The sequence below is a fragment of the Burkholderia sp. LFS061 genome (assembly GCF_047978125.1).
In the GTDB taxonomy this organism is placed as follows: domain Bacteria; phylum Pseudomonadota; class Gammaproteobacteria; order Burkholderiales; family Burkholderiaceae; genus Burkholderia; species Burkholderia pyrrocinia_C.
Genome location: NZ_JBFPFS010000033.1, coordinates 1 through 23,479, shown reverse-complemented (window position 1 = coordinate 23,479; position 23,479 = coordinate 1). Strand labels below are relative to the sequence as shown.

Sequence of the window (23,479 nt, the reverse complement as noted above, 5' to 3'; positions counted from 1 at the left end):
CATCGGTTCGCATCGCTACACTCGTCCCATTCAACGGTCCGTGCGGCACGGGGCAGGGTTGCCCGTGCCAGCCGGCGATAACGACGACAGGACACCGGCACGATGGCAGAACCGAAGGCGCTCCCCCGCGACTGGCAGCGGTTGTTTTCCGCTGGCCGCGGCGTGTCCGGACGGCGTCTGCGGGGTGCGTCGCCGCGCGCCGACCTGTTCATCGCCGCGTTCATCGTCGCGGTCGTCGCGCTGTTCATCCTGCCGCTGCCGCAGGCCGCGCTCGACGGGATGATCTCGCTGAATCTCGCCGTGAGTGTCGTGCTGCTGACGGTATCGACCTACGTGCCGTCGGCGGTCAGCTTCTCGTCGTTTCCCGCGCTGCTGCTGTTTACGACGCTGTTCCGGCTCGCGCTGAACATCGCGTCGTGCAAGCTGATCCTGCTGCATGCGAACGCCGGCCACGTGATCGACGCGTTCGGGCGGCTCGTCGTCGGCAACAACGTCGTGGTGGGCGGCGTGGTGTTCCTCGTGATCGCCGTCGTGCAGTTCATCGTGATCGCGAAAGGGTCGGAGCGGGTGGCCGAAGTCGGCGCGCGCTTCTCGCTCGACGCGATGCCGGGCAAGCAGATGAGCATCGACGCGGACCTGCGCGCGGGCATCATCTACGGCGCCTGGATCAGCCCCATGCCGATCGCCTTGACGACCGCCTGCACCTTGTTGGCCGCGCCGAGCTTGGCGAGGATGTTGTTGATGTGGAACGTGACGGTGCGCTCGGAGATGTTGAGCTGTTCGCCGATCTCGCTGGCGGTGCGGCCTTCGCTGGTCCAGCTCAGCACCTCGCGTTCGCGCTTGGTGAGCGAGATGCTCGCGGCCGGCGACAGCTTCGGCACGAGGAACCGGCCCATCAGCGAATGCGAGAGATTGGCGAGCCAGTTGGCCTGCAGCGTCAGGCTGTTGATCTCGGCCGGCGTGAGGCGGTCCGAGCGCCGCGCGATGGTCAACAGTCCGAACACGCCGCGCGCGGCCCAGCTCGACTGCGCGACGCCGACCGACATGCCGAAGTCGCGCGCGTCGCGCCAGAGCGACGGTTGCTCCGCCGCATCGGCGTCGGGCCAGATGATCATGTTCGGGCTCGCCGCCCCGTCGCGCACGGTCGGATCGATCTCGATGTAGTTGCGCGCCTGATAGTGCGCCATCCAGCCCGGCGGATAGGTGTCGAAGATCTCGACCAAGGGCTGCGATCCCGGCTGCGGCACGCGGATTCCATAGCAGCAGTACTCGAAGCCGAGACGCTTCGAGTATGCGGAAACCTGGTGAAAGAGCTGCTGCTCGTTTTCCGCCGTATTGAACTGGTGGTAGGCATCCTGCCAGCGTAGTTCCATCAGTGCCGACGAAGCGCGCGAGCGCCGCGAGAAGCTCGAGCAGGAATCGCAGATGCACGGCGCGATGGACGGCGCGATGAAGTTCGTGAAGGGCGACGCGATCGCGGGCCTCGTGATCGCGTTCATCAATATCGTCGCGGGGATCGCGGTCGGCACGCTGATGCACGGGATGGATATCGGCGCGGCGCTGCAACGCTACGCGATCCTGACGGTCGGCGACGGGATGGCGTCGCAGATTCCGTCGCTGCTCGTGTCGATCGCGGCCGGCATCGTGACGACGCGCGTCGCGACCCGCGATGCGCGGCAGCGCCAGCTCGGCGAACAGCTCGGCGAGCAACTGGGTGCGCATCCGCGCGCGCTGCTGATCGCGGCGCTGGTGCTGGCCGGTTTTCTCGTCGTGCCCGGCTTTCCGAAATGGTCGTTCGCGTTGATCGCGCTCGGCCTCGGCGCGTTCGCGTTCTCGCAGATCAAGCACAAGACGACCGCGCCGAGCTTCAACCTGATTCAGATCGCGGGGCGCGTCGGCACGGCCGACGACGGGCAGCCCGCGAAGGTGTCGCACGCGGCGGGCGTCACGTTGCTGATCGCGGTATCGCTGTCCGACGACCTGCGCACGAGCCTGAACCTCGCGCAACTGCAGGCCGCGCTGTCGAGCGCGAAGGCGCGCGTCGACGCGGATATCGGCACGGTGTTCCCGCGCATCACGCTGAACGACGACGAAGGCGCGGCGGCCGGCACGTACCGGATCTACCTGCAGGACGTGCTCGCCGCGCACGGCGCGCTGAAGCCGGGCTGGCTGCTGTGGGACGGTGTCGCGCCGCTGCCCGAGCGCGCGGAGCGCCAGCCGGCCGAGGCGTTCGGCCCGTTCGCGACCGCACTGTGGATCAAGCCCGACGGTGCCGCGCCGGACGGCAAGTGGCTGTCGAGCGAAAGCGCGCTCGCCGCGCACGTCGAGCAGATCGTGCGCCAGCATGCGGACGAACTGCTGGGCATCCAGGAGACGCAGGCGCTCGTGCATCTACGGCGCCTGGATCAGCCCCATGCCGATCGCCTTGACGACCGCCTGCACCTTGTTGGCCGCGCCGAGCTTGGCGAGGATGTTGTTGATGTGGAACGTGACGGTGCGCTCGGAGATGTTGAGCTGTTCGCCGATCTCGCTGGCGGTGCGGCCTTCGCTGGTCCAGCTCAGCACCTCGCGTTCGCGCTTGGTGAGCGAGATGCTCGCGGCCGGCGACAGCTTCGGCACGAGGAACCGGCCCATCAGCGAATGCGAGAGATTGGCGAGCCAGTTGGCCTGCAGCGTCAGGCTGTTGATCTCGGCCGGCGTGAGGCGGTCCGAGCGCCGCGCGATGGTCAACAGTCCGAACACGCCGCGCGCGGCCCAGCTCGACTGCGCGACGCCGACCGACATGCCGAAGTCGCGCGCGTCGCGCCAGAGCGACGGTTGCTCCGCCGCATCGGCGTCGGGCCAGATGATCATGTTCGGGCTCGCCGCCCCGTCGCGCACGGTCGGATCGATCTCGATGTAGTTGCGCGCCTGATAGTGCGCCATCCAGCCCGGCGGATAGGTGTCGAAGATCTCGACCAAGGGCTGCGATCCCGGCTGCGGCACGCGGATTCCATAGCAGCAGTACTCGAAGCCGAGACGCTTCGAGTATGCGGAAACCTGGTGAAAGAGCTGCTGCTCGTTTTCCGCCGTATTGAACTGGTGGTAGGCATCCTGCCAGCGTAGTTCCATCTCGTGCGCCGCGAACACCCCGAACTCGTGGGCGAGCTGACGCGGCTCGTGCCGCTGCAGCGCGTGACCGAAGTGCTGCGCCGGCTGCTCGCCGAACAGGTGCCGATCCGCAACCTGCGCGTGATTTTCGAGAGCCTGATCACGTGGGCGCCGAACGAACCCGACGACGTGATCGCGCTGGTCGAGCTCGTGCGCGTCGACCTGCGCCGGATGATTACCGACCGCCATGCGGGCACGACGCGCCAGCTGCGGGTCGTGCTGTTCGAGCAGAACCTGCAAGAGCGGATCGAGAGTGCGGTGATGCGCACGAAGCAGGGCAATTTCCTCGCGCTGTCGAGCGCGATCAAGCAGGACATCGGCGAACAGGTGCGCGCGATCGTGCAGGCCGCGCAGGCGGCCGGCCCCGGCGGCCACGGCAACGCGCAGGGCGCGGCGCGGCTCGCGGTGATGGTCGCGCTCGGCGCGCGCCGCTATGTCAAGACGATCCTGCAGCCGGTGCTGCCCGAACTGGCGGTGCTGTCGTACCAGGAGGTCGAGGAGGACGTGCAGCTGCACACGATCGGCTGGGTGAAGAACCCGCCGGACGACGGCTCGGTCGGCGCGGGCGCCGACGTGCGCGTGCCGGGAGCCGTGCAATGACGAGCTCGACGATCCTCGACCTGACGCGCCAGGCGCTGATGCTCGTGCTGCTGCTGTCGCTGCCGATCGTGCTGATCGCCACGGTCACGGGTCTCGTCGTCGCGATCCTGCAGGCCGTCACGCAGGTGCAGGACGCCAACATCGGCATCGCGGTGCGGCTGATCGCCGTGATGGTCGCACTCGTGCTGCTGTCGGGCTGGCTCGGCGGCGAAGTGCTGCGCTTCGCGCAGCAGGCGCTGGAACGCATGCATGGAGAAAAGCATTTCCAGCGTGAGCTGGACCGCGAAGGAAGCGGAGCCGCTGATGGAGTGAGCGGCAGCGGCCGTTCATGCGATCCGGCGGCGGGACTGCCCCGCCGCCGGTGCCGCGTCAGGGCGTGTCGATGAGTCCGGCCCCGATCGCCTTGACGACCGCCTGGACCTTGTTCGTCGCGCCGAGCTTCTCGAGGATGTTGTTCACGTGGAAGTTGACCGTGCGCTCCGAGATGCTGAGGATCTGGCCGATCTCGCACGCGGTCTTGCCTTCGGCCGTCCAGCGCAGCACCTCGCGCTCGCGTGCGGTCAGCGTGACGCTCGACTCCGGCGACAGCTTCGGCAGCATGAAGCGGCTCATCAGCGAATGCGACAGGTTCGCGAGCCAGTTCGTCTGCAGCGTCAGCATGTTGATCTCGGCCGGCGTGAGCCGGTCCGCATGACGGGCGATGCTCAGCAGCCCGAACGCGCCGCGCGCCGCCCAGCTCGACTGCGCAACGCCCACCGACAGCCCGTAGTCGCGCGCGTCCTGCCACAACGGGCACGGGTCGATCCGGTCGACGTCCGGCCACACGATCATGTTGGTGCTCATCGCGCCGTCGCGAACCGTCGAATCGATCTCGATGTAGTTCTGCGCCTGGTAGCGCGCCATCCAGCCGTCCGGATAGGTATTGAAGATCGCGACGGCCGGCTTCGATACGGGCAGCGGCACGCGAATGCCGTAACAGCAATATTCGAAGCCGAGGCGTTTAGAATAGGCAGCGATCCGCTGGAAGAGCTGCTGCTCGTCTTCCGCGGCACTGAATTGTTGGTAGGCATCCTGCCAGCGTAATTCCATTATTTCTCCGACAACGTCACGCTGTCATACCTGTCAGGTGCCAGCGCCGGTTCGGGGCTGATACATTCCGCGCATGACTTCACCTTTGTTGCACCCGGTCCGCGGCCCGTCTCCGGACGGCTACGTACGGCTGTCCGAAAACGCACTGGCCGCGCTCGCGCTCGACCATGTCGCCAGCGACCTCGATGCATCGCTGCTCGCGGAACTGCGCGACAGCGCCATCGACGCGCGCCTGGCCGGCTATACCGAATGGCACCGCCCGGCCAGTGCCGGCGTCGCATACCTGACGGTCGGCTGGGACTGGTATCTCGAACGTGCAACGGGCACGTTCGTGATCGCGGGCGGCGACGTCCGCAGCAACATCATGGCCGTGGACGCCAACGGCGCCGACCTCGGCATGTTCCGCACCGCCGCCGCGCTCGTCGCGCGGCTCGCTGGCATCGACTGGCCCGCCGCCGTCGCATCGGCGCTGCTCGGCCGCAATGACACCTATCATGCCGGTCCCACGCTCCAGTGACAATCTGCCACGCTTTCCTCTGACATTTCCTCAAGACTGGCGCTCTTTATAAGCAAAAGCCGCCCGTATTTCAATCCCGCCGATCAAGAAACCGTTACCACCGGTCGAATCGCGTCGGCGCACGTCTACCTGTAAGAGTTACCAGTTACCGCCTCCTCGGGACGCGCGCTGTAATGCGTGCATACAAAGATCAATCCGAGGACACCCATGCGAACCTTCGTTCACGAGGAAGGGCGGTTGCCGCACGAACTTGCAGCGGATTTAGGGCGCTATCGGCGTCGTGTATTCGTCGAACAGCTCGGTTGGGCGCTTCCGTCGGCGAACGAGAGTTTCGAGCGCGATCAGTTCGATCGCGACGATACCGTCTACGTGTTCGCGAGAAACGCCGGCGGCGACGTGTGCGGATGTGCGCGCCTGTTGCCGACCACCCGCCCGTATCTGCTGAAGTCGCTGTTCGCCGACCTGGTCGCCGAAGGCGTCCCGCTGCCGCAATCGGCTGCCGTCTGGGAGCTGTCGCGGTTCGCGGCGACCGGCGACGAAGGCGGTCCGGGCAATGCCGAGTGGGCCGTCCGCCCGATGCTCGCCGCGGTCGTCGAATGCGCGGCGCAGCTGGGCGCGCGGCAGCTGATCGGCGTGACGTTCGCGAGCATGGAGCGGCTGTTCCGCCGGATCGGCGTGCACGCGCACCGGGCAGGGCCGCCGAAGCAGGTGGACGGTCGTCTGGTTGTCGCGTGCTGGATCGACATCGATCCGCAAACGTTTGCTGCACTTGGAATCGAGCCGGGACGGGCCGCCCGGCAAGCCATCGCCGCCTGAGCCGGAACGCCCGTTTGTTCGTTTCTTCCACAGGAGTCCTTTGATGCGTCGACGCGTCGCCCAGATCCGGTTTCAACCGCGCAGCCTGCAACGGGCCGCGCTTGCCATGTGCGCGACCGCGCTGCTCACGGCGTCGCTGTGCATGGCGCCCGCGCAGTCGGCCCGCGCCGCGGACCTGCGCTGGCGCAACAAGCCGTTCACGATCGTCGCGAACGGCAAGAAGATCGGCGACTTCATTCGCGAACTCGCATCGTCGCAGGGCGTGACGGCGGTGGTCGACCCGAAGGTCGACGGCGTGATCAGCGGCCGTTTCTCGGGCACGCCGCAGCAGACGCTCGACACGATCTGCTCGACCTACGGGCTCACGTGGTACTACGACGGCTCGTTCCTGTACGTCGATCCGGCCGACCAGTCGCAGACGCAGATGATCCCGATCCCGCCGAACGCATCCGGCGAAATCGGCCGCGCGCTGCAGGCGATGCAGATTCCCGACAAGCGCTACACGCTCGTGATCAACGACCGCGCGAACAGCGTGTACGTGGCCGGCCCGCGCCGCTACGTCGAGCTCGTGCGGCAGGCGGTCGGCTCGGTCGGCGATCCGGCGGCGAACGGCGCGCATGCGGACATCCGCGCATTCCGGCTGAAGTACGGCTGGGCATGCATGGAGAAAAGCATTTCCAGCGTGAGCTGGACCGCGAAGGAAGCGGAGCCGCTGATGGAGTGAGCGGCAGCGGCCGTTCATGCGATCCGGCGGCGGGACTGCCCCGCCGCCGGTGCCGCGTCAGGGCGTGTCGATGAGTCCGGCCCCGATCGCCTTGACGACCGCCTGGACCTTGTTCGTCGCGCCGAGCTTCTCGAGGATGTTGTTCACGTGGAAGTTGACCGTGCGCTCCGAGATGCTGAGGATCTGGCCGATCTCGCACGCGGTCTTGCCTTCGGCCGTCCAGCGCAGCACCTCGCGCTCGCGTGCGGTCAGCGTGACGCTCGACTCCGGCGACAGCTTCGGCAGCATGAAGCGGCTCATCAGCGAATGCGACAGGTTCGCGAGCCAGTTCGTCTGCAGCGTCAGCATGTTGATCTCGGCCGGCGTGAGCCGGTCCGCATGACGGGCGATGCTCAGCAGCCCGAACGCGCCGCGCGCCGCCCAGCTCGACTGCGCAACGCCCACCGACAGCCCGTAGTCGCGCGCGTCCTGCCACAACGGGCACGGGTCGATCCGGTCGACGTCCGGCCACACGATCATGTTGGTGCTCATCGCGCCGTCGCGAACCGTCGAATCGATCTCGATGTAGTTCTGCGCCTGGTAGCGCGCCATCCAGCCGTCCGGATAGGTATTGAAGATCGCGACGGCCGGCTTCGATACGGGCAGCGGCACGCGAATGCCGTAACAGCAATATTCGAAGCCGAGGCGTTTAGAATAGGCAGCGATCCGCTGGAAGAGCTGCTGCTCGTCTTCCGCGGCACTGAATTGTTGGTAGGCATCCTGCCAGCGTAATTCCATTATTTCTCCGACAACGTCACGCTGTCATACCTGTCAGGTGCCAGCGCCGGTTCGGGGCTGATACATTCCGCGCATGACTTCACCTTTGTTGCACCCGGTCCGCGGCCCGTCTCCGGACGGCTACGTACGGCTGTCCGAAAACGCACTGGCCGCGCTCGCGCTCGACCATGTCGCCAGCGACCTCGATGCATCGCTGCTCGCGGAACTGCGCGACAGCGCCATCGACGCGCGCCTGGCCGGCTATACCGAATGGCACCGCCCGGCCAGTGCCGGCGTCGCATACCTGACGGTCGGCTGGGACTGGTATCTCGAACGTGCAACGGGCACGTTCGTGATCGCGGGCGGCGACGTCCGCAGCAACATCATGGCCGTGGACGCCAACGGCGCCGACCTCGGCATGTTCCGCACCGCCGCCGCGCTCGTCGCGCGGCTCGCTGGCATCGACTGGCCCGCCGCCGTCGCATCGGCGCTGCTCGGCCGCAATGACACCTATCATGCCGGTCCCACGCTCCAGTGACAATCTGCCACGCTTTCCTCTGACATTTCCTCAAGACTGGCGCTCTTTATAAGCAAAAGCCGCCCGTATTTCAATCCCGCCGATCAAGAAACCGTTACCACCGGTCGAATCGCGTCGGCGCACGTCTACCTGTAAGAGTTACCAGTTACCGCCTCCTCGGGACGCGCGCTGTAATGCGTGCATACAAAGATCAATCCGAGGACACCCATGCGAACCTTCGTTCACGAGGAAGGGCGGTTGCCGCACGAACTTGCAGCGGATTTAGGGCGCTATCGGCGTCGTGTATTCGTCGAACAGCTCGGTTGGGCGCTTCCGTCGGCGAACGAGAGTTTCGAGCGCGATCAGTTCGATCGCGACGATACCGTCTACGTGTTCGCGAGAAACGCCGGCGGCGACGTGTGCGGATGTGCGCGCCTGTTGCCGACCACCCGCCCGTATCTGCTGAAGTCGCTGTTCGCCGACCTGGTCGCCGAAGGCGTCCCGCTGCCGCAATCGGCTGCCGTCTGGGAGCTGTCGCGGTTCGCGGCGACCGGCGACGAAGGCGGTCCGGGCAATGCCGAGTGGGCCGTCCGCCCGATGCTCGCCGCGGTCGTCGAATGCGCGGCGCAGCTGGGCGCGCGGCAGCTGATCGGCGTGACGTTCGCGAGCATGGAGCGGCTGTTCCGCCGGATCGGCGTGCACGCGCACCGGGCAGGGCCGCCGAAGCAGGTGGACGGTCGTCTGGTTGTCGCGTGCTGGATCGACATCGATCCGCAAACGTTTGCTGCACTTGGAATCGAGCCGGGACGGGCCGCCCGGCAAGCCATCGCCGCCTGAGCCGGAACGCCCGTTTCGGATTTCACGATCAACCGCTCGGGCAAGGAAGTGACCGTGCCGGGCGTCGCGACGATTCTGAGCCGGCTGTTCGGCAAGGGCGGCGGCACGAACGCACTGCCGTCGAGCACGTCGCTCGGGCAGGCCGCGCGCCAGGTCAAGCTCGGCTCGGGGCTGACGATCGCGGTGCCGCGCCTCGATTTCCCCGATATCTCCGGCGGCCCGCGTTCGGGCGGCTATTCCGGCGACGGCAGCGCGACCGGCGGGTTCTCGCCGTTCTCGAACGGCGGCGGCGGCGACACGCTGCCGCAGATCGTCGCCGATCCGGCGATCAACGCGGTGATCGTGCGCGACCTGCCGGAGAACATGTATCGCTACCAGTCGCTGATCAACCAGCTCGACGAGCGGCCGCGCATCGTCGAGATCAACGTGACGATCATCGACATCAACGAGGATTCGCTCGATAGCCTCGGGATCGACTGGCGCCTGCACACGACGCACGGCGACGTGCAGATCGGCAACGGCGCGAATCCGCTGAACGGCAACACGCAGTACAACGGCTCCGGCAATCCGCCGCTGACGTTCGGCGTCGGCACGTCGGAAACCGGGCAGACGGGCACCTTCCTGCCGACGGGTATCGCGCTGACCGCATCGATCGGCGGCTCGCTGCGCAACTACCTGCTCACGCGCGTGAACGCGCTCGCGCAGAAGGGGCAGGCGCAGTTGCGTTCGAAACCGAAGGTGCTCGCGCTCGACAACACCGAGGCGATCCTCGAGAACCTCACGCAGTTCTACGTGCAGGTGCAGGGCTACCAGGATTCGTCGCTGTACAGCGTGACGACCGGCACGAGCATCAAGGTGACGCCGATGATCGTCGACGAGGCGATCCGCAACGCGGCCGCCGTATCCGGCAATCCGCAGAGCGTGATGATGTCGATCGACATCCAGGACGGCAACGTCGTGCAGGGGCAGGCCGTGTCGAACATTCCGGTGATCCAGCAGCGCAATATCGTCACCAAGTCGATGATCGACGAAGGCAAGAGCCTGCTGATCGCCGGTTTCAACGACGACGAGGTGAAGCTGAACAAGAGCGGCGTGCCCTGGCTGTCCGACATCCCGCTGATCGGCAACCTGTTCAAGTACACCGACAAGTCGGGCAACCACATGGAGCGGTTCTACCTGCTGACGCCGCGCGTGGTGACGACCGCGTCGATGTACGCGCCGGACGGCTCGCCCGTGAACCCGGGCGCCGACGGGCCGGCGAATCAGGAAGGCATGTCGATGTATCGGCCGCCGGACAACGACGTCGCGGTGCCGCTGACGCCGAAGCCGCTGCCCGGCACGAAGTTCGGCCCGCCCGCACTGCCGCCGCCGCCGAAAGACGCGGCGTCGCAGCCGGCGGCGACGACCGCAGGAGCCACCCCTCATGTCGACGACCATCATTGATCCGCACGGCGACGGCGCATTGCCCGGCGGCGCGGGAGGCGCGGGGGCAGGCGCGGCCGCGCTCGCGTCGCCGTGGAACCTGTGCTTCCTGAGCGGGCCGATGTACGGCCGCACGATGTCGCTCGCGCGCGGCGCGAACTGGGTCGGCACCGCGGCCGATTGCGAAGTGATCCTGCCCGATCGCGAGATCGGCGCGAAACAGGTGTGCCTGCAGGTCGGCGCGCTCGCGGTGACCGTGCAGAACCACGGCGGCGACGCCGGTGCGCCGGTGCTGTTCAACGACGAACCGCTCGGCAGCGGCCGCCGCTCGATGACGCCGCACGACGTCGTGACGGTCGGCTCGATCCGGCTCGGCATCGCGCGGCACGCGCAGGCGAGCGTCGCGGTGCCCGACGAAACCGACGCGCCGGACGCCGCGCGCGAGGCCGCGTGGCTCGGCTGGCTTACCGGCGGGCTGCGCCGCCTCGGCAGCCGGCGGCTGGTGATCGCGCTGGTCGCGCTGTGGATCGGCGTGCTGCTCGGCGCGCTCGGCTACGGCTTCGTCGCGTGGTCGGGGCGCCTGCCTTGGCAGCACGAATCGGTGCTCGCGCGCACGCACCGGCTGCAGCAACTGCTGCACGCGTATCCGGAGCTGGCCGTCGCGCCGCGCGACGACGGCGTGATCGTGTCCGGCTACGTGAGCGACCCGGCCGCGCGCGAACGCGTCGCGCAGATCGTCGCGGGCGTCGACAACGCGGCGCTCGGCAACATCTACGTGGTCAGCGATCTGGTGGCGACCGCGCAGACCTATTTCAGCGATACGGCGCTGACGGTCGCGTATCTCGGCCGCGGCCGGATCGAGCTGACGGGCGTGGCCGCGCGCGCGCAGATCGAGCCGCGCATCCGCAACTACATGAAGGACGCGCGCCCGGCGCTCGAAGTGGTCGATCACGTGCGCGATGCCGATCCGGCCGCGCCGCACACGACGACGACGCTCGGCGGGATGGCCGGCATTCCGGAGATCACGACCGTGTTCGCCGGCGACGGCGACCAGCGCTATATCGAGACGGTCGACGGCAGCCGCTATTTCGAGGGCGCGCGGCTGAAGGACGGGCCGACCGTCGTGTCGATCGGCGCGGACGAAGTCGTGTTCGAACGCAACGGCCAGCGCATCACGATGCCGCTCGGCGGTGCGTCGGCGAACGCGCCCGAGCAGGCACCCGCGCCGCTCGTGGCGCCGCTCGCGAGCGGTGCGGCGGCTGGAGTCGCGCAGCCGGTGCCGGGGCCGACGCTGTTGCCGGACGTACCGCAAGCGGGTGCCAAGTCGGCCGGTGCTTCGACGAAGGAGGCGGCGCACTAGCGCTGCGACAGGTCATGCGCATCGCTCGACAGGCGGTGCGCGCATTACGCGGGGCGTCGCATCGGTGCGGCGGCTCACGTCGCCGGCGGGGCATGGGGCCGCCGCCGGAAGGTGAATGAACTTCACGTTAAGGAGCGAAACATGGGTACCCAGGCCGCAGGTGGTGCAACCAACACGAACCAGGTCCAGCAGCAGGCCGACGACCTGACCAAGACGCAGCTCGAACTGACGAAGATCAACTTCCAGGTCCAGCAGTCGACTGCGACGTTCGAAACCAGCAACGCAGTGACCGCGCAGGAGGGGACGGCGAACGCCCAGGTTGCGCAACACCTGAGCTCGGCCGGCCGCGCATGACGCCGGTCGCCGGCCGCGCCGCGTGCCGACACGCGCCGGGTCTGCCCGCGAAGGGTGCCCGGCCGCTGATGCGCGCGTGCCGGCCGGCCTGTTCCGGGCGGGCCCGACCGATCCGGTCCGGCGCCTGCCAGCCAAGGAGGGCATGGATATGTCAGTGACAGGCGTAGGCGCGGCGCCGCCGGGCGCGGCCGCGCTCGCGGGTGCCGTGCAGCAAACGGGCTCGGCGTCCGATCCGGCGCAGGTGCGCCAGTTCGATGCGCTGATGCAGCCGGGTGCGTCGCCGGCCGCGTCGTCTTCGTCGGGCGTCGCGATGTCGCGCGCGCCGGCTGATGCGGCGCCGGCCGTGCAGATGACGCCCGCGCAGGCGAACCAGTCGTCGCTCGTCGAGCGGTTGCGCACCTACGGCAACGATCTCGATACGCGGTACGCGAACATCGACAAGCATCGCAGCGAAATGCTGACGTCGATGGCGGACAGCCGCAGCGATCCGATGATGACGATGGTGAAGGCGATGGATTTCCAGTGGACGGCGACCACCACGATTTCGGAGTACCAGTTGAGCCTGTCGGTCGCGCAGGCGGCGAACGGCTTCACGCACACGGTGCTGAAGACGCAGGAGTGAAAGCGTGCGTGCAGGCCGGATTCGGCCTCACGCACCCTGAAGCGGACAAACGATGACGACGATCGATTCGACGCCGCGCGCGCATGCGTGGCGCAGCCGGGCGGCGCGCGCGCTGCTCGCGGGGCTGCTCGTGCTGTTGGCCGGGTGCCAGAAGGAGCTGTACTCGGGCCTGTCGGAGCGCGATGCGAACCAGATGGTCGCGGTGCTCGGCGACGCGGGCATCAGCGCGTCGAAGGACAACGACGCGCGCGACACGTCGGACCGCAACGCATGGCTGGTCAGCGTAGCGGACGGCGACATGCAGTCGGCGCTCACGGTATTGCAGGCGAACGGGCTGCCGAAGCCGAGTTATGCGAGCCTCGGCGAGCTGTTCCAGAAGCAGGGCCTCGTGTCGACGCCGGCCGAGGAACGCGTGCGCTATCTGTACGGCGTGTCGCAGGACCTGTCGCGCACGCTGCAGGACATCGAGGGCGTGGTCGTCGCGCGCGTGCAGGTCGTGATTCCGGAGAACGATCCGCTCGCGGACAAGATCAAGCCGTCGTCGGCGGCCGTGTATATCCGCTACCGGTCGGGCGTCGATCTGCGCGCGATGGCGCCTATGGTCAAGGATCTCGTCGCGCACAGCATCGAAGGGCTGCAGTACGACAACGTGTCGCTGTTCCTGCAGCCGGCCGCCGCGCAAGCAACGCGCGTGGACGGGATCGGCAGCGCGGTGACCGATATCGTGCGGCTGCGCTCGCCGCTCGGCTGGCTCGTGTTCGCGCTGATCCTGCTGACCTGCGCGGTGATCGCGCTGTCGGCGGCGCGGCGCGGAATGTTCGGCGCACGGCTTGCCGGCCTGCTCGGCGCGCCGCGCGGGGCCAATGGCGGCGCGTCCGTGCAGCCGGCCGGCGGCGGTCTGCGCACGCCGGATGGCGCGCGCGACGGCGCATGAGCGATTCGCATGCACCACCGGGTGACGCGGCCGCCCTGTCCGACACGGCGCCGCTGCCGTGGCTGCAGCCGCTCGCGCCGCCGCCCGCCGCGCGCCGTGCCGCGTTTCATGCGCTCGTCTGCGACTTCAACCTGCGGCCCGATCGTTATCTGCACGTGACGCGCGTGCCGGCCGACTGGCCCGCGCGCTACCGCTCGCCGGACGCGTTCGGCACGGCCGGCCGCAAGCTGCTCGCGCGGCACCTGCTCGACGCGCACGGCGTGGCCGATCGGCACGACTTCGACGTCGCGAACCCGTGCGCGCGGCTCGCGCTGCTGCCCGGCGCGGCGCTCGAGCAACTGGCGTCGTATGCGGGGCTGCTGCTGCATCGCAACTGGCTGCGCGATGCGCTGACCGTGCGGCGCATCCGCGCGGAAGTCGCGGCCCGGCTCGGCGGCGACGCACTGGAACTTGCGCTCGAACGCGCGCCGGAATTCGGCGCGCTCGCCGACACGCTCGAACCGTGGCGCGCGGATCCCGCCGCGCTGCCCGTCGTGATCCGCGCACGCGGCGGACGGCTGCTCGCGGATTTCATCGGCGTGGCGGGCGACGCGGTTGCGCGGCGCGCGCGCCTGAAGTTCAACCGCGCGATCGACGACGAAGCGCCGTACTGGCTGAACCGCACGCAGCGCGACCAGTTCGGCGAACTGATGTTCCTGTTTCTGATTCCCGAGAGGCTTGCGTCATGGGACTGGCTTTTCTGATCACGAGCGACAACCTGCAACTGCTGTCGGAGCGCAAGGTGCTCAAGGAGCGCGAATACGCGGCGCTGCTCGACGCGTCCGCGGTGATCGCGACCGCGCACGACGAGGCCGCGCGCATCGTCGCCGACGCGCAGCGCGAATTCGACAAGCGGCAGGCGGCCGGCTACGACGAAGGGATGCGCCGCGCGCAGCGCGAGCAGGCCGCGCAGGCCTACACGCAGGCGCTTGCCGCCGCGCGCACGATGGAGACGATGAAGGACGCGATGGCCGACATCGTCGTGAAGGCCGTGCGCGCGATCGTCGGCGAGATGAGCACGCAGAAGCTGTACGAGGCCGCGCTGGCGCGGATCGCGCCGCTCGTGCGCGACGAGGCGTTCCTGGTCGTGCATGTCGCGCCCGGTCGCAAGGACGAAATGCGCGACGCGCTCGACGGTGCATTCGCGGGGCAATCGAACCGGCAGAAGATCCGCATCGTCGAGGATACGCAGCTCGAACGCCATGCGTGCACGGTCGAGACGCCGTCCGGACGCATCGACGCGAGCCTCGACCTGCAGATCGACGCGCTGCGCCAGGCGATCCGCCGCGATGCGCTGAAGGGCGCCGCGCGATGAACGTGCCGCTCGACGATACGCAGCCGTTCGGCAGCGACGACGACGACGGCGCGCCGTTCGATCGCGGCCGCCTCGTCGGCGAACTCGACGCGGGGCTCGCGTTTTTCTCGCCGGTATCGGTGCAGGGCCGCGTCAATCACGCGGTCGGGCAAATCCTGAACGCGACGGGCATCCGCGCGCGGCTCGGCGAGATCTGTGAACTTCGCACGCCGAACCAGCCGACGCTGCTCGCCGAAGTGGTCGGCTTTTCGCGGCAGACGACGCTGCTCACGCCGCTCGGCGACGTGGCCGGGCTGTCGCCGGAGACGACCGTCGTGCCGTCCGGGCGCGAGCATGTGTTTCCGGTGGGCGAAGGGCTGTTCGGCCGCGTGCTCGACGGGCTCGGCCGGCCGCTCGACGATCGCGGGCCGGTGACGGGTGCCGCGTGGGTGTCGACGCAGCAGGACCCGCCGAACCCGCTCGCGCGCCAGATGATCGACACGCCGTTTCCGACCGGGGTGCGCGTGATCGATGGGCTGATGACGCTCGGCGTCGGGCAGCGCGTCGGCATCTTCGCGCCGTCGGGCGTCGGCAAGAGCACGCTGCTCGGGATGATCGCGCGCGGCGCGCAGGCCGACGTGAACGTGATCGCGCTGGTCGGCGAACGCGGCCGCGAGGTGCGCGAATTCATCGAGCACAGCCTGTCGCCCGAGGTGCGCGCGCGTTCGATCGTCGTCGTGTCGACGTCCGATCGTCCTGCGATGGAGCGCGTGAAGTCCGCGCTCGTCGCCACCGCGATTGCCGAGCACTTCCGCGATGCGGGCAAGCGCGTGCTGCTGCTGGTCGATTCGCTGACGCGCTTCGCGCGCGCGCAGCGCGAGGTCGGCCTCGCGAGCGGCGAGCCGCCGACGCGGCGCAGCTTCCCGCCGTCGACGTTCGCGGTGCTGCCGCGCCTGCTCGAACGCGCGGGGCAGGGCGCGAACGGATCGATCACCGCGCTCTACACGGTGCTTGTCGAAGGCGACGAGGAATCGGACCCGATCGCCGAGGAAGTGCGCTCGATCCTCGACGGCCATATCGTGCTGTCGCGCAAGATCGCGCTCGCGAACCGCTATCCGGCGATCGACGTGCTCGCGAGCCTGTCGCGCGTGATGCCGCTCGTCGCGAGCCGCGTGCACCAGCATGCGGCCGCGCGCGTGCGCGAGCTGATCGCGAAGTACCAGGAGATCGAGCTGCTCGTGCAGATCGGGGAGTATCGCGAAGGCAGCGACCGGCTCGGCGATCTCGCGCTGCGCGCGCGCGACGCGATCGGTGCGTTCTGCGCGCAGGCGTCGCATGAGGACGTGCATTTCGACGCGCTGCTCGCGAAGCTGACGAAGCTGGCGAACGATCATGTCTGAAGCCGACGACCGCCTCGTGCTCGCCACGCTCGCGCGCCTGAAGCGCGTGCGCGAGATGCGCAGCCAGATCGCGCGCGTCGCGGCCGCGCGTCAGCAGGGCATCGCCGCGCAGAGCCGCCGCGCGCTCGAGGCCGCGCATGCGCAGCTCGCGCAGCAGGTCGCCGCGAAGGCCGCGATCCAGACGCGGCTCGCCGACGACGTGCGCGAGGCGCGGGCGCTGCAGAACGCGGCGGCCGACACGCGCACGTTCGACCGGCACATCGGTACCGCGAACGCGTCGGTGAGCGAGGCCGCGCACGTGTATCGCGGCCACGAGGCGACGCTCGCCGACCTGCAGCGCGCCGCGCGCAAGGCGAAGGCCGCCGAGGACAAGCTCGACAAGGCCGGCGAGAAGGCGCTGCACGCGCGCGCCGCGCGGGTCGAGCGCGATGCCGACGAAGTCGCGGACGGCTACGCGGTGCGGCGCTTCGCGACGGCCGGGGTATGGTCAGGCGCGGCGGGCGACCTGGCCGGCCACGCGGCCGCGCAGCCGGAAGCGGCCGCCGCGTTCGACGCGGAGATGGCCGCCCGGCCGGCCGCTGCGGAAGCCGGCTCGGTCGACGCGAGCGACATGAGCGACGCAGCCGCTTCAACCGCCTCAACCACCCCGGCCGCCCCGGCCGACGACCCCGAGCCGCCCGCCGCCGCGGAGCGCCGATGCTAGACCAGGCCGCGGGTTTCAACGACGTCGCGGGTACGCTGCGGCCGCTGCTCTACGTGATGCCGCGCCTGTTGCCGATCATGTTCGTCGTGCCGGTGTTCAACGAGCAGATCATCACGGGGCTCGTGCGCAACGGGATCGCCGTCGTGATCGCCGCGTTCGTCGCGCCGGCGATCGACTCCGCGCAGGTGGCTGCGCTGCCGTTCCTGATGTGGTGCCTGCTCGTCGCGAAGGAGGCGGTGGTCGGCATGCTGCTCGCGGGCGCGTTCAGCGCGGTGCTGTTCGCGATCCAGGGCGTCGGCTACCTGATCGACTTCCAGACGGGCAGCGGCAGCGCTGCGTTCTTCGATCCGATGGGCGGCCACGAGGGCGGCCCGACGTCGGGCTTTCTCAACTTCGTCGCGATCGCGCTGTTCGTCACGGCCGGCGGCCTGCAGGTGCTGGTGCAACTGTTCGCGCAGTCGTATGCGTGGTGGCCGATCGGCTCGCTCGGCCCCGATTTCTCGTCGATGCTGCAAACCTTCATCGTGCGGCAGACCGACACGATCTTCGAATGGATGGTGAAGCTCGCCGCGCCGGTGACGATCGTGCTGGTGCTCGTCGAGCTCGGCATCGGCCTCGTCGGGCGCGCGGTGCCGCAGCTCAACATCTTCGTGTTCTCGCAGCCGCTGAAGAGCGCGCTCGCGCTGCTGATGATGGTGCTGTTCCTGCCGGTGGTGTACGCGGCGCTGCATTCGCTGCTGAGCCCCGACAGCGGGCTGATGGCGCTGCTGCGCGCGCTGTTCGCCGCGCACGGCGGCGCCTGAGCGCGCGACGGAGCCGACATGGCCGAAAAGGACCAGAAGCCGACCGCGAAGCGCCTGCGCGAGGCGCGCGAGAAAGGCGATGTGCCGAAGAGCGCGGAAACGATTTCGTCGGCGTTCTTCGTCGGCGTATGCGTCGCGCTCGCGGTCGGAATCGGCGCGCTGTTCGCGCGGTTGCAGTCGCTGTTCCGGCTCGTGTTCGACGCGGTCGGCGCGGCCGACCCGTCCGCACGGATCGCGGTGCTGATCGACGGCGCCGCGCGCGACTGGGCGACGCTGTCCGCGCAGATCGTCGCGGCCGGGCTGCTGGCCGGGCTGCTCGCGGGCTTCGTGCAGGTCGGCGGCGTGATGGCGTGGAGCCGCCTCATGCCGCAACTGTCGCGGCTCAATCCGGCCGAGGGGCTGAAGAACCTGTGGTCGATGCGCAACCTCGTCAATCTCGCGAAGATGCTGCTGAAGACGGTGCTGCTCGCCGCGACGCTCGGCTGGCTGATCGTCGAGTCGCTCGACCCGTCGGTGCAGTCGGGTTTCACGCGGCCGATGTCGATCCTCGCGCTGATCGTGAAGCTGCTGATGCTGCTGTTCGGCTGGGCCGCGCTGATCTACATCGTGATGGCGCTGATCGACATCGTGCATCAGCGTCACGAGTTCAACCAGAAGATGAAGATGTCGATCGACGAAGTGCGACGCGAGCACAAGGAGGACGAGGGCGACCCGCACATCGAGGCGAAGCGCCGGCAGCTCGCGCGCGAAGCGCAGTTCGCGTCGCTGCCGGACCGGATCGGTTTCGCGTCGGTGGTCGTCTATTCGCCGCGCGTCGCGGTCGCGCTCTATTACGGCGGGATCGGCACGCTGCCGTGGGTGCTCGCGCGCGGCGAAGGCGAGGCAGCCGAGCGGATCGTGCGGCTCGCGCGCGACGCGCTGCGCCCGACGCTTGCGAACGTCGGGCTCGCGCAGGCGCTGTACGAGACGACACCCGAGAACGGCACGATCCAGCAGCAGCATTTCCGCGAGGTCGCGCAGTTGCTGAAATGGGCGACCGGCGCTGTCTGACGCACACCGCGGCGGGCATATCCCCATGCCGTCCCCTTTAGTCAGGACAGCGGGCCTGCACGGCCATCCGTTCCATTTCGATATGGCCCTTTGCGCGGTCATGCGCGCGCGGCGCTTGACGCCGTTTTTTTTCCGGTCGCGGCCGGAATTCATCTGTGAATTATTGCTGAATTATTTCTTCGTAAGATGGCTCGACCGTCACGCCTGACGGCGGGCCGCGAGGTTGCGCCACGCGTGACGGAACAGGTCAACAGGGGCAGACAAATCGAATGTGCGGAATCGACGGCTTTTTGAATAGCGTCGCCTGCGATGAGGAGACAGCGCGCGGCACGCTCGCGCGAATGACGGCGAGCCTCGCGCATCGCGGGCCGGACGGGCAGGGCATCTGGGTCGATCCGGAAGCCGGCATCGCCCTCGGCCACCGGCGGCTTGCGATCGTCGACCTGTCGGTACATGGCCGACAGCCGATGGCGTCCGCGTGCGGCCGCTACGTCATGGTCTTCAACGGCGAAATCTACAACCATCGCGAACTGCGCGCGGAGCTCGAGCGCGCGGGTCGCGCACCGGCGTGGCGCGGCCACTCCGACAGCGAGGTGCTGATCGCGGCGATCGTCGCGTGGGGCGTCGAGGCGACGCTGCGGCGCGCGACCGGCATGTTCGCGTTCGCGCTGTGGAATCGCGCATCGCGGGTGCTGACGCTCGCGCGCGACCGGATCGGCGAGAAGCCGCTCTACTACGGCCGGATCGGCGACGCGCTCGTGTTCGCGTCGGAGCTGAAGGCGCTGCGCGGCTATCCGGGCTTCGACGGCACGGTCGACCGCGACGCACTGTGCCTGTATCTGCGCCAGTCGAGCGTGCCCGCGCCGTACACGATCTATCGCGGCATCAGCAAGCTGCCGCCCGGCACGTACATCCAGTTCGAGCATGCGCGCGACACGCCGCGCGTGCGCGCGTACTGGACGCTCGAACAGGCGATCGAGAGCGGCCGCGAGCAGCCGTTCGAGGGCAGTGCCGACGAGGCCGTCGGCCAGCTCGACGCGATCCTGCGCCAGGCCGTCGCGCGGCAGATGGAAGCCGACGTGCCGCTCGGCGCGTTCCTGTCGGGCGGCGTCGATTCGTCGGCGATCGTCGCGCTGATGCAGGCGCAATCGGCGACGCCGGTCGACACGTTTACGATCGGCTTTCATGAAGCCGGCTACGACGAAGCCGGTTACGCGAAGGCCGTCGCGCGCCATCTCGGCACGCGGCATACCGAGCTTTACGTGACGGCCGACCATGCGCTCGGCGTCGTGCCGAAGCTGCCGTCGATCTACGACGAGCCGTTCGCCGATGCATCGCAGATCCCGACCTTTCTCGTGTCGGAGCTGACGCGCCGGCATGTGAAGGTGAGCCTGTCCGGCGACGGCGGCGACGAGCTGTTCGGCGGCTATACGCGCTACTTCCTGACGCCGCGCCTGTGGCGCAAGCTGCATCGCGTGCCGGCCGCCGTGCGCGCGCGGATCGCCGCCGCGCTGCATGCGCTGCGGCCCGATCACGCGGACCAGCTCGCGGCCGTCGCGCAGGGCGCATGGGGCGGCGTGGAGGCGCGCGAATCGGCGTCGCGCATCGGCGACCGCCTGCACAAGCTCGGCCATGTGATGACGGCCGAGAGCCGCATCGGCCTGTACCGGCTGCTGATGTCGTCGGTGCATCATCCCGAGCGCATCGCGCTGTCGGGACAGGAGCCGCCGACGCCGCTCGACACGGTGTCCGCGTGGCCCGCGCACCTGAGCTTCGCCGAGCAGGCGATGGCGATCGATACGCTCACGTATTTGCCGACCGACATTCTCGCGAAGGTCGACCGCGCGGCGATGGCCGTGAGCCTCGAGACGCGCATGCCGTTCCTCGACCATCACGTCGTCGAATTCGCATGGCGTGTGCCGGCGTCGGTGCGTTTGCCGGAAGGGCAGTCGAAGGCGCTGCTGCGCCGGCTGCTCGACCAGTACGTGCCGTCGGCGCTGATCGACCGGCCGAAGCAGGGCTTCTGCGCGCCCGTCGATCACTGGCTGCGCGGCTCGCTGCGCGACTGGGCCGAGGCGTTGCTGCGGCCGTCGCGGTTGCGCGAAGAGGGTTTCTTCGATGCGGCCGCGGTCGAGCGTCTGTGGCGGCAGCATCAGACGGGCCGGATGAACTGGCAGCATCAGTTGTGGACGGTGCTGATGTTCCAGGCGTGGCTGGAGGCGCAGCGGGCCGGGTGACGCGGCGTTCGACTTGCCGGCGACGGTCGGCGCGTACGCCCGCGCCGCACCCGTTCACTGGTCGAGACACCGCACGCACAGCCGCTTCGCCTGGTTCGCCGGCAGCCCGCGGCACATCATCACCACCGGGCGCGCGTGACACGAAGGCGCATCGGCGGACGCGGCAGGCGACGCCAGCCGCCGCGCGTGTTCGGGCGGCGTGGTGGCGGCCGCGTCCATACGCCGGCGGCGCTCGGGCGGCGGCGTGTCGCTCACGACCGGAATCGGTTCGACGCCGCCTTCGCGCGCGTTGCGCTGCGCGCTCGCGACGACGCGGCTCACGTAGCCGCTCGAGAAGCCGGTCGTGAAGTTGCCGCTGTAGTAGCACGACAGTGCCGCGCGCAATGCGGCCTGCGCGGCGCGGCCGGTGCCCGACGAGCGCGCGAAGCATTCGGTCAGGATCGCGCCGCCGGCCCGCAGGTTGCGGCACGGCTCGAACATCGTCGCTTCGTCGAGCCCGTATTTCGCGAAATTTCGTTCGTTCACCTGCGCGAGGCCGACGCTGTAGCTGAAGCCGCGCGACGCAAGCTCGCGCGCGGTCGCGCGCGCCTCGTCGAGCGACGCGGGCTGGCGCGCCAGGTGGCCGCCGACCACGCCGATCGCATACGGATTGAAGCCCGACTCGGTGCGCACGAGCGCGGCGAGCGTGTCGGGATCGACGTTCGGCGCACACGCGCGAGCGAGTTGCGCGAAGCCCGCGCCGCTGGCCGCATGCGCGATGTGCGGCTGCATTCCGGCGCATGCGAGCACGAGCAGCCCGACCAGCGCGCACAGGTGCGCGGCGGCGGTTCGCAGGCCGCGCGCATTCATCCCGCGCCCGCCACGCGGTATGACAGCACGAGCCCGTGCACGAGCAGCGACCAGCCGTCGAGCGCGACGAACAGCAGCAGCTTGAACGGCACCGAGATCGTCGTCGGCGAGATCATCTGCATCCCGAGCGCGAGCAGGATGTTCGCGACCAGCAGGTCGACGACGATGAACACGATATAGATCACGAAACCGATCTGGAATGCCTTCGTCAGTTCGGCGAGCGTGAAGCTCGGCACCAGCACGAGCAGGTCGTCGTCCTTGATGCCGTCCGCGCGGTTCTTCGGCCAGACCGACGTCGCGGTGCGCACGAAGAATTCGCGGTCGCGCTGCCGCGTATGCGATACGAGGAAATCCTTGATCGGCGGCAGCGCGGCATCGGCGAGCGCGCCGACGTCGGCAGTCGACAGCTGCCCCGATGCGTCGAAGTGGCGCGCTTGCAGCGCGTCGCGGATCGACATCCCGACGGGCGCCATGATGAACAGCGACAGGATCAGCGCGATGCCGTTCAGCACGAGGTTCGGCGGCACCTGCTGGATCCCGAGCGCGGAGCGCAAGAGGCCGAGCACGACCACGAGCTTCGTATAGCTCGTCACCATCAGCGCCGCGAACGGCGCGATGCCGAGCGCGGCGATCACCGCGATCAGCGCGACCGGATTCGGCAGGTTGCCCATCGCTCAGCGCTCGCGCGGCACGGGTTGCGTCAGCGTGACGACGCGCACGCCGAGTTTCTGGCCGACCGCGATCAGGTGGCCGGTGCCGATCAGCATCCCGTTCGCGACCAGATGGATCACGCTCTGGTTGATTCCCTGCTGCAACTCGATCACGGCGCCCGGCTGCAGCGCGCTCAATTCGCCGAGCGGCATCGACGTGGGCGGCAGCTCGAAGCGCAGGTCGACCGCGAGGCCGTCGAGCGTGCGCGGCGCATCGGCGGGCGGCGCGTCGTGCGCCGTCGCGGGCGTGGTGTCGGTGCGGGTCGGTTCCAAAGGCATCTCCCTGATTCGTTCGACGGTCAGCCGGTTGCCCGACGGCCGTCCGATGATCTCCCATGCCGGCGCGGCCGGCAGCCGCGCGACGCACAGCAGGTTCTGCTCGTGCGCCTGCCAGCGCTCGATCGCGATGATGTCGCCGCCGACGACATCGGCCAGTTCGGCCGTCGTCAGCTCGGTGCGGCCGATCTCGAACACGAGCGGCACGGGCAGGTTCGCATAGGCCGCGCGGGTGTCGGCGAGTGCGGCCGGCGCGGCCGCGAAGAACACGGCCAGCGCATCGGGCGCGTCGAACTGCAGTGCGCCGTGGCAGCGCCATGCGCCGTCGGCGCGCCGCAGCTCGAAGCGCAGCGCGGCCGGCGATGCGCGCCAGGCGGGCGCGCTCGCGGGCGGCGGCAGCAGTTCCACGCGCTGCCGCGT

Annotated in this window: 22 protein-coding genes and 6 pseudogenes; 21 read left to right on the top strand and 7 right to left on the bottom strand. The window is 68.9% G+C overall.

Annotation, left to right across the window (positions count from 1 at the left end):
• Window positions 1–102 precede the first annotated feature (102 nt).
• Window positions 103–654 (top strand): annotated as a pseudogene (locus ACNQQL_RS25165) (FHIPEP family type III secretion protein); the annotation flags it as partial.
• Here ACNQQL_RS25165 and ACNQQL_RS25160 read toward each other — a convergent pair.
• Entirely contained in the window at window positions 654–1,373 is a 720-nt protein-coding gene (locus ACNQQL_RS25160; protein ID WP_015877499.1) for an autoinducer binding domain-containing protein, read from the bottom strand. The pseudogene ACNQQL_RS25165 and the gene ACNQQL_RS25160 overlap by 1 nt on opposite strands.
• Here ACNQQL_RS25160 and ACNQQL_RS25155 point away from each other — a divergent pair.
• A pseudogene (locus tag ACNQQL_RS25155) lies at window positions 1,369–2,412 on the top strand (FHIPEP family type III secretion protein); the annotation flags it as partial. The gene ACNQQL_RS25160 and the pseudogene ACNQQL_RS25155 sit on opposite strands and share 5 nt — an antisense overlap.
• On the opposite strand, the gene ACNQQL_RS25150 reads toward ACNQQL_RS25155, so the two are convergent.
• On the bottom strand, window positions 2,392–3,111 hold the full coding sequence (locus ACNQQL_RS25150) for an autoinducer binding domain-containing protein (protein WP_015877499.1): 720 nt from the start codon (window positions 3,109–3,111) through the stop codon (window positions 2,392–2,394). The pseudogene ACNQQL_RS25155 and the gene ACNQQL_RS25150 overlap by 21 nt on opposite strands.
• Between ACNQQL_RS25150 and ACNQQL_RS25145 the strand changes: the two are divergent.
• Together ACNQQL_RS25145 and sctS are read left to right on the top strand one after the other, a co-directional pair.
• Window positions 3,109–3,750 (top strand): annotated as a pseudogene (locus ACNQQL_RS25145) (FHIPEP family type III secretion protein); the annotation flags it as partial. The gene ACNQQL_RS25150 and the pseudogene ACNQQL_RS25145 overlap by 3 nt on opposite strands.
• Window positions 3,747–3,998, top strand: a pseudogene (gene sctS / locus ACNQQL_RS25140) (type III secretion system export apparatus subunit SctS); the annotation flags it as partial. The pseudogenes ACNQQL_RS25145 and sctS, both read left to right, overlap by 4 nt.
• A gap of 121 nt (window positions 3,999–4,119) precedes the next feature.
• Here sctS and ACNQQL_RS25135 read toward each other — a convergent pair.
• Window positions 4,120–4,839, bottom strand: coding sequence for an autoinducer binding domain-containing protein (locus ACNQQL_RS25135; protein ID WP_011659109.1), 720 nt, complete (start codon window positions 4,837–4,839; stop codon window positions 4,120–4,122).
• A 73-nt stretch (window positions 4,840–4,912) separates the two neighbouring features.
• Here ACNQQL_RS25135 and ACNQQL_RS25130 point away from each other — a divergent pair, with 73 nt between their 5' ends.
• From ACNQQL_RS25130 to ACNQQL_RS25120, 3 genes and pseudogenes are all read left to right on the top strand, one after another.
• Window positions 4,913–5,356 (top strand): DUF4902 domain-containing protein, encoded by a 444-nt coding sequence (locus tag ACNQQL_RS25130; RefSeq protein WP_006762267.1) that lies wholly within the window; start codon window positions 4,913–4,915, stop codon window positions 5,354–5,356.
• Window positions 5,357–5,563: 207 nt separating this feature from the next.
• The gene (locus tag ACNQQL_RS25125) at window positions 5,564–6,172 is read left to right on the top strand and encodes an acyl-homoserine-lactone synthase (RefSeq protein ID WP_126225651.1); all 609 of its coding nucleotides are present in this window, start codon (window positions 5,564–5,566) and stop codon (window positions 6,170–6,172) included.
• A gap of 43 nt (window positions 6,173–6,215) precedes the next feature.
• A pseudogene (locus ACNQQL_RS25120) lies at window positions 6,216–6,830 on the top strand (secretin N-terminal domain-containing protein); the annotation flags it as partial.
• Between the two features lie 123 nt (window positions 6,831–6,953).
• Here ACNQQL_RS25120 and ACNQQL_RS25115 read toward each other — a convergent pair.
• Window positions 6,954–7,673: an autoinducer binding domain-containing protein gene (locus tag ACNQQL_RS25115; protein ID WP_011659109.1), complete on the bottom strand. Its 720-nt coding sequence runs from the start codon at window positions 7,671–7,673 to the stop codon at window positions 6,954–6,956.
• Between the two features lie 73 nt (window positions 7,674–7,746).
• Here ACNQQL_RS25115 and ACNQQL_RS25110 point away from each other — a divergent pair, with 73 nt between their 5' ends.
• From ACNQQL_RS25110 to asnB, 14 genes and pseudogenes are all read left to right on the top strand, one after another.
• Window positions 7,747–8,190, top strand: a complete 444-nt coding sequence (locus ACNQQL_RS25110) for a DUF4902 domain-containing protein (protein ID WP_006762267.1) — start codon at window positions 7,747–7,749, stop codon at window positions 8,188–8,190.
• Between the two features lie 207 nt (window positions 8,191–8,397).
• On the top strand, window positions 8,398–9,006 hold the full coding sequence (locus ACNQQL_RS25105; RefSeq protein ID WP_126225651.1) for an acyl-homoserine-lactone synthase: 609 nt from the start codon (window positions 8,398–8,400) through the stop codon (window positions 9,004–9,006).
• A gap of 15 nt (window positions 9,007–9,021) precedes the next feature.
• Window positions 9,022–10,449: pseudogene (sctC, locus tag ACNQQL_RS25100) on the top strand (type III secretion system outer membrane ring subunit SctC); the annotation flags it as partial.
• The gene (gene sctD / locus ACNQQL_RS25095; protein ID WP_347066463.1) at window positions 10,430–11,788 is read left to right on the top strand and encodes a type III secretion system inner membrane ring subunit SctD; all 1,359 of its coding nucleotides are present in this window, start codon (window positions 10,430–10,432) and stop codon (window positions 11,786–11,788) included. The pseudogene sctC and the gene sctD, both read left to right, overlap by 20 nt.
• Window positions 11,789–11,929: 141 nt before the next feature.
• Entirely contained in the window at window positions 11,930–12,142 is a 213-nt protein-coding gene (locus tag ACNQQL_RS25090; RefSeq protein WP_034180511.1) for a hypothetical protein, read from the top strand.
• A 148-nt stretch (window positions 12,143–12,290) separates the two neighbouring features.
• Window positions 12,291–12,764 carry a hypothetical protein gene (locus tag ACNQQL_RS25085; protein ID WP_034180983.1) on the top strand — a complete coding sequence of 158 codons (474 nt, stop codon included), beginning with the start codon at window positions 12,291–12,293 and terminating at the stop codon, window positions 12,762–12,764.
• A gap of 52 nt (window positions 12,765–12,816) precedes the next feature.
• Window positions 12,817–13,698 (top strand): type III secretion system inner membrane ring lipoprotein SctJ, encoded by an 882-nt coding sequence (gene sctJ, locus ACNQQL_RS25080; RefSeq protein WP_347066460.1) that lies wholly within the window; start codon window positions 12,817–12,819, stop codon window positions 13,696–13,698.
• On the top strand, window positions 13,695–14,441 hold the full coding sequence (locus ACNQQL_RS25075) for a SctK family type III secretion system sorting platform protein (protein ID WP_347066457.1): 747 nt from the start codon (window positions 13,695–13,697) through the stop codon (window positions 14,439–14,441). The genes sctJ and ACNQQL_RS25075 overlap by 4 nt, the downstream gene beginning before the upstream one ends.
• Complete coding sequence (gene sctL, locus ACNQQL_RS25070) at window positions 14,423–15,052, top strand: type III secretion system stator protein SctL (protein ID WP_347066455.1); 630 nt, start codon at window positions 14,423–14,425, stop codon at window positions 15,050–15,052. Before ACNQQL_RS25075 ends, sctL begins: the two co-directional genes overlap by 19 nt.
• Window positions 15,049–16,431, top strand: a complete 1,383-nt coding sequence (gene sctN, locus ACNQQL_RS25065) for a type III secretion system ATPase SctN (protein WP_347066453.1) — start codon at window positions 15,049–15,051, stop codon at window positions 16,429–16,431. The genes sctL and sctN overlap by 4 nt, the downstream gene beginning before the upstream one ends.
• Window positions 16,424–17,134, top strand: coding sequence for a hypothetical protein (locus tag ACNQQL_RS25060; protein ID WP_347066450.1), 711 nt, complete (start codon window positions 16,424–16,426; stop codon window positions 17,132–17,134). Before sctN ends, ACNQQL_RS25060 begins: the two co-directional genes overlap by 8 nt.
• Window positions 17,128–17,937 (top strand): type III secretion system export apparatus subunit SctT, encoded by an 810-nt coding sequence (gene sctT / locus ACNQQL_RS25055; RefSeq protein ID WP_034180505.1) that lies wholly within the window; start codon window positions 17,128–17,130, stop codon window positions 17,935–17,937. The genes ACNQQL_RS25060 and sctT overlap by 7 nt, the downstream gene beginning before the upstream one ends.
• 18 nt (window positions 17,938–17,955) lie before the next feature.
• Window positions 17,956–18,987 carry an EscU/YscU/HrcU family type III secretion system export apparatus switch protein gene (locus ACNQQL_RS25050; protein WP_347066447.1) on the top strand — a complete coding sequence of 344 codons (1,032 nt, stop codon included), beginning with the start codon at window positions 17,956–17,958 and terminating at the stop codon, window positions 18,985–18,987.
• A 269-nt stretch (window positions 18,988–19,256) separates the two neighbouring features.
• Window positions 19,257–21,224, top strand: a complete 1,968-nt coding sequence (gene asnB / locus ACNQQL_RS25045; RefSeq protein ID WP_347066445.1) for an asparagine synthase (glutamine-hydrolyzing) — start codon at window positions 19,257–19,259, stop codon at window positions 21,222–21,224.
• A gap of 54 nt (window positions 21,225–21,278) precedes the next feature.
• Here the strand turns inward: asnB and ACNQQL_RS25040 are convergent, their stop codons facing one another.
• The 3 genes from ACNQQL_RS25040 to sctQ form a co-directional block, all read right to left on the bottom strand.
• Entirely contained in the window at window positions 21,279–22,073 is a 795-nt protein-coding gene (locus tag ACNQQL_RS25040; protein ID WP_347066443.1) for a lytic transglycosylase domain-containing protein, read from the bottom strand.
• Complete coding sequence (gene sctR, locus ACNQQL_RS25035; RefSeq protein ID WP_034180501.1) at window positions 22,070–22,744, bottom strand: type III secretion system export apparatus subunit SctR; 675 nt, start codon at window positions 22,742–22,744, stop codon at window positions 22,070–22,072. Before sctR ends, ACNQQL_RS25040 begins: the two co-directional genes overlap by 4 nt.
• A gap of 3 nt (window positions 22,745–22,747) precedes the next feature.
• A partial coding sequence (gene sctQ / locus ACNQQL_RS25030) for a type III secretion system cytoplasmic ring protein SctQ (protein ID WP_347066440.1) occupies window positions 22,748–23,479 on the bottom strand: 732 nt, incomplete at its 5' end.